16 protein-coding genes and 1 riboswitch are annotated in these 12691 nt (G+C 39.0%); of the genes, 7 read left to right on the forward strand and 9 right to left on the reverse strand.

Features of this window, described 5'->3' with window-relative positions; translation table 11 throughout:
• Positions 1-21: 21 nt before the first annotated feature.
• Together QNH17_RS25930 and QNH17_RS25935 are read left to right on the forward strand one after the other, a co-directional pair.
• A complete protein-coding gene (locus tag QNH17_RS25930) occupies positions 22-240 on the forward strand; it encodes a DUF1659 domain-containing protein (RefSeq protein ID WP_283876044.1) in 219 nt (72 codons plus the stop codon).
• A 39-nt stretch (positions 241-279) separates the two neighbouring features.
• Positions 280-498, forward strand: a complete 219-nt coding sequence (locus QNH17_RS25935) for a DUF2922 domain-containing protein (RefSeq protein WP_283876046.1) — start codon at positions 280-282, stop codon at positions 496-498.
• Positions 499-583: 85 nt separating this feature from the next.
• On the opposite strand, the gene QNH17_RS25940 is transcribed toward QNH17_RS25935, so the two are convergent.
• Complete coding sequence (locus tag QNH17_RS25940) at positions 584-1273, reverse strand: hypothetical protein (RefSeq protein WP_283876047.1); 690 nt, start codon at positions 1271-1273, stop codon at positions 584-586.
• A 270-nt stretch (positions 1274-1543) separates the two neighbouring features.
• On the opposite strand from QNH17_RS25940, the gene QNH17_RS25945 reads away from it, so the two are divergent.
• Positions 1544-1717, forward strand: coding sequence for a hypothetical protein (locus QNH17_RS25945; protein WP_283876049.1), 174 nt, complete (start codon positions 1544-1546; stop codon positions 1715-1717).
• Between the two features lie 326 nt (positions 1718-2043).
• Here the strand turns inward: QNH17_RS25945 and queF are convergent, their stop codons facing one another.
• Complete coding sequence (gene queF / locus QNH17_RS25950) at positions 2044-2544, reverse strand: preQ(1) synthase (protein ID WP_026564093.1); 501 nt, start codon at positions 2542-2544, stop codon at positions 2044-2046.
• A gap of 125 nt (positions 2545-2669) precedes the next feature.
• Positions 2670-2716, reverse strand: a riboswitch (PreQ1 riboswitch).
• Between the two features lie 214 nt (positions 2717-2930).
• Here queF and QNH17_RS25955 point away from each other — a divergent pair.
• Entirely contained in the window at positions 2931-3842 is a 912-nt protein-coding gene (locus tag QNH17_RS25955; RefSeq protein ID WP_283876051.1) for a DMT family transporter, read from the forward strand.
• Between the two features lie 107 nt (positions 3843-3949).
• On the opposite strand, the gene QNH17_RS25960 is transcribed toward QNH17_RS25955, so the two are convergent.
• Together QNH17_RS25960 and QNH17_RS25965 are read right to left on the reverse strand one after the other, a co-directional pair.
• Complete coding sequence (locus QNH17_RS25960; RefSeq protein ID WP_283876053.1) at positions 3950-5980, reverse strand: peptidoglycan recognition protein family protein; 2031 nt, start codon at positions 5978-5980, stop codon at positions 3950-3952.
• 176 nt (positions 5981-6156) lie between these two features.
• On the reverse strand, positions 6157-6450 hold the full coding sequence (locus QNH17_RS25965) for a hypothetical protein (RefSeq protein WP_283876054.1): 294 nt from the start codon (positions 6448-6450) through the stop codon (positions 6157-6159).
• Between the two features lie 100 nt (positions 6451-6550).
• Between QNH17_RS25965 and QNH17_RS25970 the strand changes: the two genes are divergently transcribed.
• Both QNH17_RS25970 and QNH17_RS25975 read left to right on the forward strand, forming a co-directional pair.
• Positions 6551-7018 carry a GNAT family N-acetyltransferase gene (locus QNH17_RS25970; protein WP_283876056.1) on the forward strand — a complete coding sequence of 156 codons (468 nt, stop codon included), beginning with the start codon at positions 6551-6553 and terminating at the stop codon, positions 7016-7018.
• A gap of 31 nt (positions 7019-7049) precedes the next feature.
• Positions 7050-8428 (forward strand): IS3 family transposase gene (locus QNH17_RS25975; protein WP_283876058.1). Its coding sequence is split into 2 segments (ribosomal slippage): positions 7050-7524 and positions 7524-8428, totalling 1380 coding nucleotides; the frame shifts between segments, so codons are not numbered across the junction.
• Between the two features lie 265 nt (positions 8429-8693).
• Here QNH17_RS25975 and QNH17_RS25980 read toward each other — a convergent pair.
• Positions 8694-9215 (reverse strand): DoxX family membrane protein, encoded by a 522-nt coding sequence (locus QNH17_RS25980; RefSeq protein WP_283876060.1) that lies wholly within the window; start codon positions 9213-9215, stop codon positions 8694-8696.
• Between the two features lie 207 nt (positions 9216-9422).
• On the opposite strand from QNH17_RS25980, the gene QNH17_RS25985 reads away from it, so the two are divergent.
• On the forward strand, positions 9423-9641 hold the full coding sequence (locus tag QNH17_RS25985; RefSeq protein ID WP_283876062.1) for a spore germination protein: 219 nt from the start codon (positions 9423-9425) through the stop codon (positions 9639-9641).
• Positions 9642-9717: 76 nt separating this feature from the next.
• On the opposite strand, the gene QNH17_RS25990 is transcribed toward QNH17_RS25985, so the two are convergent.
• The 4 genes from QNH17_RS25990 to QNH17_RS26005 all read right to left on the reverse strand — a co-directional run bounded on the left by QNH17_RS25990 (position 9718) and on the right by QNH17_RS26005 (position 12647).
• Positions 9718-10236, reverse strand: a complete 519-nt coding sequence (locus QNH17_RS25990) for a DoxX family membrane protein (protein WP_283876063.1) — start codon at positions 10234-10236, stop codon at positions 9718-9720.
• Positions 10237-10401: 165 nt separating this feature from the next.
• Positions 10402-10659 carry a hypothetical protein gene (locus QNH17_RS25995; RefSeq protein WP_283876065.1) on the reverse strand — a complete coding sequence of 86 codons (258 nt, stop codon included), beginning with the start codon at positions 10657-10659 and terminating at the stop codon, positions 10402-10404.
• An 87-nt stretch (positions 10660-10746) separates the two neighbouring features.
• A complete protein-coding gene (locus QNH17_RS26000; protein ID WP_283876067.1) occupies positions 10747-11988 on the reverse strand; it encodes a C40 family peptidase in 1242 nt (413 codons plus the stop codon).
• Between the two features lie 176 nt (positions 11989-12164).
• Positions 12165-12647 carry a hypothetical protein gene (locus QNH17_RS26005; protein WP_283876069.1) on the reverse strand — a complete coding sequence of 161 codons (483 nt, stop codon included), beginning with the start codon at positions 12645-12647 and terminating at the stop codon, positions 12165-12167.
• Between the last annotated feature and the right edge of the window lie 44 nt (positions 12648-12691).

The following is a 12691-nucleotide window of genomic DNA, read 5'->3' on the forward strand; positions in this document are numbered from 1 at the left end:
GGTGAAAGGAGGTGAGGGACGATGGCACAATCACTTTTAGAAGGGACAAAGCTTCGCTTAGTGTTTGAAGGAGGCATGGACGAGAATGGCGAACCCATCCTACGCGCCAAAACGTTTAGCAATGTCAAAAAAGATGCGACAACAGATCAGATATTTCAAGCAGCAATAGCTATTTCTGTTTTGTGTAACGACATGCTAAACAAAGTAGAGCGAAATGACAGTTCTGAGATCATCGCTTAGTAGGATAGGAATTTTAGTTGAGAACGGAGGTGAACGAATATGGCAAAAACATTAGAATTACAATTTGCTACGGAGCTTGGAAAGACGGCACGTGTGACGATTGAAAATCCCAAAGAACCTATTGATGAAGAAGTCGTAAAGCTATCGATGGGACAGATCATTGCCTCTGAAGTTTTCACTACAAGCAGTGGCAAATTTGTCTCTTCCAAAAGTGCGAGAGTCGTCGACCGCAGCGTGACTGATTATGAACTAGTTTAAGTGGCGGAAAGCCCCTTTAGAGGAAACGAAATTTTTATCGATAACACACAAATGCGGTTCATCTCGGTTGAACCGCATTTTTCTATTAAAATAAACAATAATCAGCAAGGATCAGCATGGCTGCAATGACGCCGCCAATGATCATCTTGTTTGCTCTTCTATGCTTGCCCTTTTCCACTTTTCTACGTTCGCGTTCTGCAGCTTCTGCTTTTTGAGTTATGCTTTTTCTTTCAAAAAAGGCGGCCAGTTTATTATCCTCACTTATGCCTTCTTTTCTTTCCGTACGAAATAGAATTTGTTCTAATTCCTCAGCCGTCATCGGTTCTTCAAGGTTGAGCCGTTCCAATATCGACTCGCTTAAGGTAGAAAAACGCTGGATGACCGCAATCAACTGCCGTATATCAGAAACAGCTCCTAAGCGGGTCTTCCCTTCAAGGACCCTTGCCTCCCCAGCTCCATATAAAATCACTCTTCCTTGAGTGGTGATCCAGATGTTTTTAGGTGAAATCGCCCCATGAATCATCTGATGATCGTGAAGATGGCGGACAGCAGCAATGAGCTGTTGGATTTGATCGGGCCCGAGTGACCCTTTTTCACTTAAGGTCTCCCCTTCTTCCCCGTCAAAAAGAGAATATAAGTGGTCTTCATCAACCTTAGCTGCCTGTTCGATACACGGCAAATGGCTATAATCGGAGATCAACGTCTGGTATTCATTCTGCAATTGGTTCCATTGCGCCTTCTTAAAATCCGTTGATTTGTTCGAAAAATCAACCAACCTTAGGATAAACGTCCGGCCCGTTTCAATTTCTACGACCTCAAAAACACTAAGACCAAAATCATTGGAAAATTACTTCCTCTTTATATCAAAACCATCAATATCCACTGTTTACACCAGGCTTTCTTCTTATGTTAAGTGGGCTCTCCTCTAATTGTGGAAAGAATCGAATCGAGCGGCCCTCGATTTAATCGTTGAGTCACCTATTTTTTACTCTCCTTCTATTATAGTCACGAAAAAATTGGCAATGATAGTAGAGGAGGTGAAGAAATGATGACAAAAGACCCGAATCTTCGTGGAGATATGCTGGCAGATGAATGGAATAGCGAAGAGGTTCAAAATGAAATGATGTTCACCGGCATAACTCACGATGAGTGGCTAGTCAACCGGCTAAATGATGATGATGACTTTCAAGAAGAAGAACATGATGATTACGCATGGTAGTCCACAGGAAAAAGCCACGGCAGGCCCGTGGCTTTTAGGTTAAGTGTGCTTAATTGGTAGATGGCGCCACTTACTGGCGGATGGGAGCCATTTACTGGCGGATGGGCGCCACTTACTAGCGGATGGGCATCACTTACTGGCGGATAGCCTTCACTTACTGGCGATAGCCTTTACTTACTAGCGAATAACCGCCACTTACTGGCGGATAGCCGCCACTTACTGGCGGATAGCCGTCACTTACTAGCGAATAACCACCACTTACTGGTGTTATGAGCCCCTTACTAAACACTTATCATAAAAAAAGGCCGGAAACCCGGCCCTTCTAATTAACGATTATCCACTTTCTCCGGATAGATGTCATGATTCATTAAACGGAAATGGGCCATCTCTTCATACTTGGTCCCTGGCTTTCCATAATTGCACCATGGATCAATGGAAATTCCGCCACGTGGAGTGAACTTACCCCAAACCTCAATATACCTTGGGTCAAGCAGCTTAATTAAATCATTCATGATGATATTGACACAATCCTCATGGAAATCCCCATGATTCCTGAAGCTAAACAAATACAGTTTCAACGATTTGCTCTCAACAATCTTTTTATCCGGAACATACGAAATATACATCGTTGCAAAATCCGGCTGGCGCGTCAACGGACATAAACTAGTAAACTCCGGGCAATTAAATTTTACAAAATAATCACGATCCGGGTGAAGATTATCGACTGCCTCTAACACCTCAGGCGCATATTCAAATGAATAGGTAGTCCCTTGATTACCTAATAATGTTAAATCCTTTAAACCTTCCTCATGGCTTCTGCCAGACATAAAAAAACCTCCTTGCAATGTGTCCCACACTTTTTAAAAGAAAGAGTTACTGCAACAGCTCTACTCTTCAACTAACAGACCCAACAAAAAAGCCACGTCCAATATGGACATGGCCTAATAGTCATGTATCCATAGTTTTTTATAGAGGGTATCAGCTATGAACCTCTCCCGCAGTACGGGTATTCTCTTCTTCATATCATATAGAACCGCACACCATTCGTCAATGGTAGATGAAGGCAAAATCCAACAAACCATTTATAATGAAAAATTTTACTGCGTTGGTGCCTGACACCATGTGATATAATAAACAATATTTGTACAACTTTCGGTTGGCGAAAGAGTTCGTATTTACTGAAATAGACCTGTAAAAGGCAAAGGGGGATATAATGAAACAACAAGAAGTAGGTTCAAGGGGTATCGGGCTGCCCCTTACCATTTCCATCATTGCCATTTCATTTTCGGCGATTTTTGTCAAATGGTCGGACGCACCAGCCTCGATTTTGAGTATGTACCGGATGTGGCTTGCCAGTCTCTTAATGATACCGATCGTCTGGAATAAACGAAATGAATTTAAAAACATTGTTAAAAAAGATTGGTTGTTTTTATTTTTTTCAGGCGTCTTTTTAGCTCTGCATTTTGTCCTTTGGTTCGGGTCATTGAAATTAACCACAGTCGCAAGTTCGACCATTATCCTTGCCTTGCAGCCAATCGTCTCCTTGCTCGGCGGATTTCTTCTATTTAAAGAACGAACCACTATGTCTGCATTAATGACGATGGGTATTGCCATTATCGGAGCGATGATGATAGGCTGGGGTGATTTCGGTGTAAGCAATGATGCGATTATGGGCGATTTACTTTCCTTCTTTAGTGTCATCTCTGTGGTGGGCTACTTATTAATTGGGCAATCGATTGTTAAAAAAGTATCTCATTGGCTTTATAGCTTTTGTGTATTTTTCTCAGCAGCCATTGTTCTTACCATTTATAACGTATCAACAGGCGTTTCACTAACCGGCTATCCAGCAAAGGAATGGGGCATCTTCCTTTTACTCGCCACTGTTCCAACGGTCAGTCACGTGATCAATAACTGGCTCTTAAACTACGTCAATGCAACAACAATTTCAATGAGTATTTTAGGTGAGCCCGTTGGTGCTACGGTCCTAGCAGTGATTCTCTTAAATGAGCATCTCGTCACCTGGCAAATTGTTGGAGGAGTGCTCGTCCTGCTCGGTGTCTTCTTCTTTTTGAGCCAGAAGCAAAAACCGCTGCCACATATGGTGAAAGAAGAAACGGTTAATTGAATAGTAATATATAAAAAAAGGGGCTAAAATTAGCCCCTTTTACCTTTATATCTTGCTCAATTTTTTTGTAATGAAACGCTCCAGAGTAGAGAGAACCTCCCAGGTACCTACTGCATCAACCAAACTGTCTTACCCGCCAATTTCCCGCGGTACCAATTTGTGCTTCCTACTTTTGCAGTGAGCTCTGCCGTAAATTTCTTATTTTTGTAGGAAGAAAGTGTTTTATAAACGACGTCTTTCTTTCCGCCCCATGCTTTGCTATAAGCACTGCCTGTTCCTTTGAGAATCATGCTTTTGGCTTTTTGGCTTACCACTGCATAGCTAATATCGGAAATATCGGCGGAATTTACCCAGCCGATGGCGTTTGCACCGGTTGAACTTATACTAATTAAATAATAGATTTGACCGTTTAGTTTACCTTTTCTTTTAATATAGTAAACCTTATTGGTATAGGTAGTTCCTGCCTTATAGTAGAAACTCGAACCTAACTTTCTATAAATCTTGACGCTGGTTTTTTTTATATTGCCTAAACGACTTGTCGCACTTTCCAACGTTTTATTTAGGTAGGAGCTATGAATCCATACCGTTTTACCTGCAAAACTTCCGCGGTACCAAGTGTTATTGCCAACTTTTTCTGTTAAATTGATCTTAAATTCTTGGTTCTTATTTTTTGAAAGATCTTTAAGAACAATATCCTTCGTACTGCCCCATGGCTTGCTATAGACGCTGCCTTTACCCATTAAATACATCGTTTTTGCATTTTGGTCATAGGTAGTATGGGAGTAATTAGTCAAATCAGTGGATTTTACCCAGCCGATTACACCTGATACACTACTAGACTGTGTACTAATTAAATAATAGGTTTGATCGTTGATGGTTGCTTGTTTCTTAATGTAATAGACGGTTCCAGTGTAAGTGGATCCAGCTGTAAATGCTCCGGTTTCGGTGCCGACCGTTTTATAAATTTTGACAGTACTATTTTTGATTTGACCTAACCTGCTGGTCGACCGCTCCACCTTTGGTGCCACTCTGCTCGAATATATCCATACGGTTTTTCCGTCCAAATTCCCACGGTACCAAACCATATTGCCAACCGTTTCTGTTGCGTTCACCTTAAATTCTCGGTCTTTAAATATGGCAAGCGAAGAATAAATGACATCTTTCTTCATGCCCCAGGCTTTGCTATAAGCGGCGCCTTTACCCGTAAAATACAACGTTTTCGACGTTGACTTTAGACTCGATTCTGGATACGAAAGCAAATCCGAAGCCTTGGCCCAGCCGATTACACCGTTTACACTACTAGCCTGCTCACTCAGCAGATAATACGTTTGTCCGCTTACAAAGGCTAATTTTTTAATATAAAATGTTTGATTCGTATACGTTTCCCCTGCTGGTGAGGCGGATGCTGTATTTTTATAATCTTTATAAATCAAAACCTTGCTGCTTGGGATTTGCGCTAAACGATTCGTATTCTCCGTTTTATCAGGGAGGGCTTTATATTTCATCGTCACTAACTGAACAAATTGATCCCAGCTATAGCCCCACTTTTTAAAATAAGCATGTGGGTCGCCATGAGTTGTGGCGCCAAGATACTTAGTGACCGCAGCATGCGACCAGAGGGTACCTTCACCAGTTTTTTCAGCACTTTTTAAAGGTAAATTATAATCATAGAGTACAGTTGCAATGTAATTCCCATAGTTATTGATTGAACGTGCAAATTTGTCAAAGGATTTCTCTCTGACCAACTCAATATGTACGAATCGTTGGTTTGCATAATATCCTGCACCCCAGGCCCCGTAATTAGGGTTATGGATTTCAATCACACGCGACCCATCTGCGAACGCATGAACAAAGGCATTTCTATGATTTCTCGACATATAGGCAATTTCACTGGTGATCGTCGAGCTGCTGTTGGCCGTTTCATGAGCGACAACGCCCTCAACCTCACCATACCCATTCCGATACGTAAATTTTGTAAAAATGCTTTTGTGCTGATCTTCTACTTTCGCGGGGACTAATTTCTTAGAAATGATATAATCATTCACTTTGGGATAGGTCGTTCCCGCGGCACTCATAAAAGAGGGGTGAACTAAAACAAAAATAAGCAGTGACAAAACAGAGATGACAACTTTCTTCATTTTTCCTCCTAAAATAATAGTTTAAATGTCGAATAGACTCATAAAAACTATTATACTACGACAAACGACCTGATTCTAAGAAAATATTAGTTTTACTAAATAATTTTGGAAATATATTGGGTGGTGTCAGGCACCAGTGAAAAATAGAGAGAAGTGCATGAAGCACCTCTCTCCTTTCAATCCTTCCAAGTTGGAAAATCCGCTTCTTTTTGTTTTTCATATGTTTTCATTCTAGAGTAGGAGTTCGCTAGTTTGGAAAGAATGTATCCCTGAGGGCTAGGTGTTTCATCTTGCTTGCTTAGCTCTTGAATTTTAATATTCGTAAACATTTTTGAAACTTGGGCTAAATTTTCAATCGTGTCCATTAATTCAGGGTTGTCGTTGTAATTGCTTTTTGCGATATAGTAAATATAATCAAGTTTGTTCCTTATGTGCTTTAATATCTCGATATCAAACGGTTCAGTTGACATAACATTCACCCCTTATCCTAAAGCATATGGAATAAAAGGTAATTTTGAACAGAATCTAAAAATAAATATTAATGTAAAAAAATAAAGGCAGGCATTAGAAATGGAAAACAATGAAATTGAAATATCGGAAGGCAATCTAAGTGAGCTAAGGGACGTCTATCAACGATTATCGGCCGACTTTCCAGCAAATGAATTAAAAGATTACTCGCATTTTCAATTGCTTTTAGCCAACGAGAAATACAAACTCCTCTGGGCAAAGCAACAAGAAGAAATCGTGGGCTATGCCTTAATTTATCAATTTGAACATATCCCGGCGCTTTGGCTCGACTATATGGCCATTGATCAACACTGTCGTAATACTGGGTACGGGTCCCTCTTTTTTCAGAAAATGATTCAATCAAGGCAGGACGGATTTATCGGCACGTTTGTTGAAGTGGAAATACCTGAAGAAGATGGAGATTCGAGAGTACAACAGTTACGGCGGATAAATTTTTACGAACGATTGGGAGCAAGAAGATTAAATATCCCTTATAAACTCCCCACAAATGATCTGCCCCGTAAATGTTAGACACCATTCTAACATTTACGGGGTGTTTTTTATGGCTAAATTTAATTCGGAGGATAAAATAGCTGCTGCTCAGCGCTATTTGAATGGCAATGATAGTTATCAAAAGATTGGTGATTCCATTGGAGCACACTCTTCTCTCATAAAAACTTGGGTGAAGCAATACGAGATAAACGGTGTAGAAGCGTTTCAAAAATCCTATACAAGTTTCTCAACAGAGTTTAAACTAGACGTACTAAAATATATGAATAACTACGGGACGTCACCGAATGAAACAGCTGCTATTTTTAAGATAGCTGATCCTTCTACCATTCGAAAATGGAGCAGGCAGTTCGAGGAACATGGAATTGATGCCCTTAAATTAAAGAAAAAGGGGCGTCCATCCATGAAAAAAGAAACAGTGAAAACAGAAACACAGAAACAAAAAGCCAACAAACCAATACATAGCGAAGAATCTTTGGAGTTTTTACAATCAAAAGTTGAACGTTTAGAAATGGAGATTGCCTACTTAAAAAAGTTGAATGCTTTAGTTCAAATGCAGGAAAAATTACAAACAAAATCAAAGCGCAAGTAATTTTTGATCTAAAGCAAAAGTATGAGGTTGTGGATCTAGTTGAAGTCGCTGACATGAAACGCAGCACGTATTATTATTGGGAAAAACGATTAAATCAGCCTGATAAATATGAAAAAATAAAGGATGCAATTAAAGAGATTTTCCATGAACATAAAGGTCGTTATGGGTACCGTCGAATCACGAAAGAATTAGAAAAAAGAGGTTTCCACCATGATCCCAAAACCATCAATAGTTTAATGAATGATATGGGGATAAAATGTATGGTGCGTATGAAGAAGTATAAATCTTATAAAGGTAAGGAAGGCAAAATAGCTCCGAATGTCTTAAATCGAGATTTTACTGCTGAGAATATGAATGAAAAATGGGTAACAGATGTTACAGAATTCCGCCTATTTGGTGAGAAGCGCTACCTCTCTCCTGTCCTGGATTTGTGTAATGGTGAGATCATTGCCTATAGCGTCATGAATCGTCCTGTATATACATTGGTAGGAGACATGTTAAATCAAGCAATTGAACGTCTTAAGCCCGGAGACAAGGTCATTCTTCATTCAGATCAGGGTTGGCACTATCAAATGGGAAAATATCAAAAAAAATTGAAACAACATCAAATTACACAGAGTATGTCCCGGAAAGGAAATTGTTTTGATAATGCAGTCATGGAAAATTTCTTTGGCTTATTAAAGTCCGAACTCCTTTATCTACAGGAATTTGATAGTTTAGAGCATTTTGAACGGGAATTAGCTGATTATATTTACTATTACAATCACAAGAGAATGAAGTCAAAATTAAAAGACCTGAGTCCAGTAGAATTCCGAACTCAAGTCTTAAAAGTTGCATAAAAGTATTTGTCTAACTTTTTTGGGTCAGTTCAAAACGATGGCGGGTTTCCCATGTACCTATATTTTAGACCTTCCTCCAATGTACACCGATTACCAAAGGAACAAATAGAGGCAGCAATCGAAGAAGTATTTCAATTTATCCATTCTAATGTAATCGATAGACATTCTATTTTAGACGAATTTTCCTCGTTCATTGAGGATCTTTATTTTAGCTAAAAAGAAAAGCAGAAGTTGAGCCCTAGAGTCGCTTCTGCTTTTCTTAAACTTAAGCTTTTACTTTTTCGTGACCAGTGTGACCAGTGCCTTTTTTGCTCATTTTAGTAATGAATGGAACCACCCAGCGGTCTAAACCGATTCTACCAGCGTTGTAACCAGCTGTTAGAATAATGAAGCCAAGGAAGATGTCTCTAGGGTTGTGAGATACAGTACCTGCTAAGAAGAAGCTGAAGTTCATCACTAGGCCAAAGAACATCGCTGTAGTTGTTAAGCAACCTAAGATCAATCCTAAACCGATTAATGTTTCGCCCCAAGGAACGATGACGTTGAACACATCCACGTTAGGCAGTGCAAAGTGTTTTAAAAAGTCTACGTACCAGCCAAATACGACCGCGCCGTCTGGACCTTTTACTGGGTTGGCAATCGCTCCTTTTAAGAATCCAGAAGCATCAAAACCGCCGCTAGTTAATTTTCCAAAACCTGCTGTGAACCAAGAATAACCAAGGTATAAACGTAAGACAGTTAAGATGGCTGCCGCAATTTTATTTTCTCTTAAAAATTTATTAAACATAAATGATTCCGCCTTTCAAATTTTGTTTGTTCTTTATGATTACACTATATTCCTTTTTTCAGATAAACAACATGGGTATAGTGACAAGTTCACAGGATGTTTGAAATGTTATGGCGAACTGATGAACAGCCCCTAATGGTGGTCATACGAACAATGATTAGAATGCTTGCATATAGTAAAATATTAAAACGTAAAGGATGTTCTTTTATGTCAAAGTTTCCAATTCCAGTGAAAATTGATACAGTCAGTGGCGGGATTGTTCAATTTGGCAATTCCTTGTTTATTTCTCCTAAAAGCGCCACGAAAAGTACACATGGCTCTGGTTCTTCCAATACAGGGGTCCATATCACAACCTTTACGGGGCAAAGTAATACTACTGCAGTCAATTCTGATCTATTTGACCAACCTATTGTTAACGATAATTAACTAATACCATCTCGCATAAATTAAAACAAAAGACGATTCGGAATGGAGCCCGAATCGTCTTTTGTTTACAAATTATTTATGCACTTACCTTTGCTTTTTCATGCCCCGTACCTTTTTTGCTAGTCTTTTTGAAGAATGGAACCACCCAGCGGTCTAAACCGATTCTACCAGCGTTGTAACCAGCTGTTAGAATGATGAAGCCAAAGAAAATGTCTCTTGGGTTGTGAGATACAGTACCAGCTAAGAAGAAGCTGAAGTTCATCACTAGGCCGAAGAACATTGCTGTAGTTGTTAAGCAGCCTAAGATTAAGCCTAAACCGATTAATGTTTCGCCCCAAGGAACGATGACGTTGAACACATCCACGTTTGGTAACGCAAAGTGTTTTAAGAAGTCTACATACCAGCTAAATACGACTGCACCGTCTGGACCTTTTACTGGGTTGGCGATGGCTCCTTTTAAGAATCCAGAAGCATCAAAGCCGCCGCCAGTTAATTTTCCAAAACCTGCTGTGAACCAAGAATAGCCAAGGTATAAACGTAAGACAGTTAAGATGGCTGCCGCAATTTTATTTTCTCTTAAAAATTTGTTAAACATAAATGATTCCGCCCTTCAAATTTTATTTGTTCTTTATGCTTACACTATATTCCTTTTTTCGGATAAACAACATGGGTATAGTGACAAGTTCACACTTTGTTTGAAATGTTATGGCGAACTTTTGAACGGCAGTGGTGCCTGACACCAAAAAAATCCCAGCTGCCATTAGCTGGGATCATGTATGTTTGAAAAAATTCCGCCAAGATATTCGGCATGTGCAAGATATTGGCTCACAAAGTCGGCCAGTGACATCGGAATTTCTGTATCTTCTACCCAATAATCATAACTAGTCGCGATTGTCCTCTTGATTAAGTCGTTATTTAACCAATATGGGGCCAGCGGATGATCCAAACTGGCAAGGATTGCAGCAATTTCCTCAGTTGTGGTTATGGTAAACACCTTCCTAGAAAAATGTCTTCTCACCTTTTCTAATCTATGTAATTATCTTCCCCAAAAATACAAAAAAGGCTTGGAGTTTTTCTCCAAGCCTTGTTCTTCAAATCTTTATTCTTAATGCAATACTCTTGCTGCAGTTGTAGTCGTAGACGGATTATACGTAGAAATTTTCACAACATCACCCGTTTGCGGAGCATGAATATATTTCCCGCCTCCAATATAAATGCCTACATGATGAGCAGGGTTACCTCTAAATATTAAATCACCTTTCTTTACGTTATAAGGTGAAATGCTAGTTCCAATATCCTGTTGGTCACGAGAAACCCTTGGAAGGGAAATTCCAATATGACGGAACACATATTGAGTGAACCCTGAACAGTCAAACCCGTTTGGTGTTGTCCCTCCCCAAACGTATTTAACGCCCAAGAATTGTTTAGCATAGGCGATTAACTCATCAGCATCTCCTGAATTAATCACTGTTTCCTTCGGTGTATCATCATCATCATTAGATTTGACCGGCTTTTTAGCTGGAGATTCTTGTTCCGGTTGACTTGGACTTTTTGGAGCTTGTTGCTCTGCTCTTTCTGGTGCAGCTTGACGTGCTCTTTCTTGAGCTGCAGCTCTTTCTTGCGCTTCGCGTTGGGCTCTTGCTTGCGCTTCTTGACGCGCTTTATCTTGAGCAATTTTTAGTGTTTGTTGACTAGCAAGTTGCGTTTGTTGCTGCTTTAAGGTATTTTTTGACTCCGCCAATACGGTTTTAATTTCTGCCTTATCCGCTTCAATTTGCTTTTGTTTAGAAGCTAGGTCTTCCTGGCTCTTTTTTAATTGACCTAATTCGTTCTCTAACTTTTGTTCCGCACCGAGTAAGTTTTCTTCTTTTTTAGATAAAGCCTTCATGATATCTGTATTACTATCAAGAATCTGCATAATAGCAGTTGAGCGAGTTAGTAACTGAGAAAAACTATCTGACGAAAGAATAAACTCTGCGTATGTAATCATCGGCTGCTGGCCTTGTTCTTGCATGGTTTTTAGTCTAGCAGAATAGTAGGTTTTGTTCGTCTCTAAGTCTTGCTTTGCTTTTTCAATGTCTGCCTTAGTTTTTACGATTTGACCTTGTTGCACTTTAATATCAGTGTTTAATTGTTTGCTTTTCTCCATACCCATGACGATTCGGTCGTCTAGTTGTTGAATCTTATTTTCTATGTCTTCAATCTGATTTTGTGTTTCAGTTATTTTGACTTTTGTATGATTGATTTGATCTTGGGTTACAGTTGGACTTGCAAAAGTCGGGGTTGCTTGAAAGACCGAAGTTAATAGAGCGATCGATACCGAATATATTAAAAGTTTCCGTTTCATTCCATTCTCACCTTTTCTAAAAGAAAATTTTTCCGTTTTAATATATTTATAGTTTAATTTTCTAACAGAATAATAACAATGGAATTAGGGAAAATGTAATGAATTTGTAATGTTATGTAGAAAATTCAGTGAAAGGGTCGAAAAAAAACTCGAAGAATGCAGGCTTCGAGGTTTTTTTATGAATTTTTATTGTCATCTATATCTTTTATTTTCTCAAACAAATACTGCACTCCATATAAAAGATACGCTTTATAGTGTAAGTAGATAAAAAATTGAAAATGATTTAACCGATTCAGACGAATGATTTTCATTTTTTTAAGAACATCAATGAAAAAGAAAGCAAAGAGTCCATCTGAAATCACATTAAGCAACACAAACTTTTTAAAGTTTCCGAATGAAAATTTAAGTAACCACATGGAGAAAGGCATATAAGGACCAATACTAAACGGCAGCTCATCCTTGATAAAGGATCTTCGATCATCATAAAACTTCCACCAATGTTTCTTGTGTCCATACAGATGATTAATGATTTCAAAAATCACAATAAAAACGCCAGCAAAAGAATAACGTTTGAAACTACGCTTGCCTATAAATAACAGTGATAACCAAGGAATCATTATTATCGATGAATTAAATACTTTGTGCCTCCTTGTTGCCATATACTTTTTTCACCTCTGCCAACTTTTTCTAATTCTGTTTATAG

The organism is Neobacillus sp. SuZ13, assembly GCF_030123365.1.
GTDB lineage: Bacteria > Bacillota > Bacilli > Bacillales > Cytobacillaceae > Neobacillus.

What these genes read in the sequence shown, in the direction of transcription:
- QNH17_RS25930 (WP_283876044.1), top strand. Translation starts at nt 22, where the DNA reads ATGGCACAATCACTTTTAGAAGGGACAAAGCTTCGCTTAGTGTTTGAA.
- QNH17_RS25935 (WP_283876046.1), top strand. Translation starts at nt 280, where the DNA reads ATGGCAAAAACATTAGAATTACAATTTGCTACGGAGCTTGGAAAGACG.
- QNH17_RS25945 (WP_283876049.1), top strand. Translation starts at nt 1,544, where the DNA reads ATGATGACAAAAGACCCGAATCTTCGTGGAGATATGCTGGCAGATGAA.
- queF (WP_026564093.1), bottom strand. Translation starts at nt 2,544, where the DNA reads ATGTCTGGCAGAAGCCATGAGGAAGGTTTAAAGGATTTAACATTATTA.
- QNH17_RS25955 (WP_283876051.1), top strand. Translation starts at nt 2,931, where the DNA reads ATGAAACAACAAGAAGTAGGTTCAAGGGGTATCGGGCTGCCCCTTACC.
- QNH17_RS25960 (WP_283876053.1), bottom strand. Translation starts at nt 5,980, where the DNA reads ATGAAGAAAGTTGTCATCTCTGTTTTGTCACTGCTTATTTTTGTTTTA.
- QNH17_RS25965 (WP_283876054.1), bottom strand. Translation starts at nt 6,450, where the DNA reads ATGTCAACTGAACCGTTTGATATCGAGATATTAAAGCACATAAGGAAC.
- QNH17_RS25970 (WP_283876056.1), top strand. Translation starts at nt 6,551, where the DNA reads ATGGAAAACAATGAAATTGAAATATCGGAAGGCAATCTAAGTGAGCTA.
- QNH17_RS25980 (WP_283876060.1), bottom strand. Translation starts at nt 9,215, where the DNA reads ATGTTTAATAAATTTTTAAGAGAAAATAAAATTGCGGCAGCCATCTTA.
- QNH17_RS25985 (WP_283876062.1), top strand. Translation starts at nt 9,423, where the DNA reads ATGTCAAAGTTTCCAATTCCAGTGAAAATTGATACAGTCAGTGGCGGG.
- QNH17_RS25990 (WP_283876063.1), bottom strand. Translation starts at nt 10,236, where the DNA reads ATGTTTAACAAATTTTTAAGAGAAAATAAAATTGCGGCAGCCATCTTA.
- QNH17_RS26000 (WP_283876067.1), bottom strand. Translation starts at nt 11,988, where the DNA reads ATGAAACGGAAACTTTTAATATATTCGGTATCGATCGCTCTATTAACT.
- QNH17_RS26005 (WP_283876069.1), bottom strand. Translation starts at nt 12,647, where the DNA reads ATGGCAACAAGGAGGCACAAAGTATTTAATTCATCGATAATAATGATT.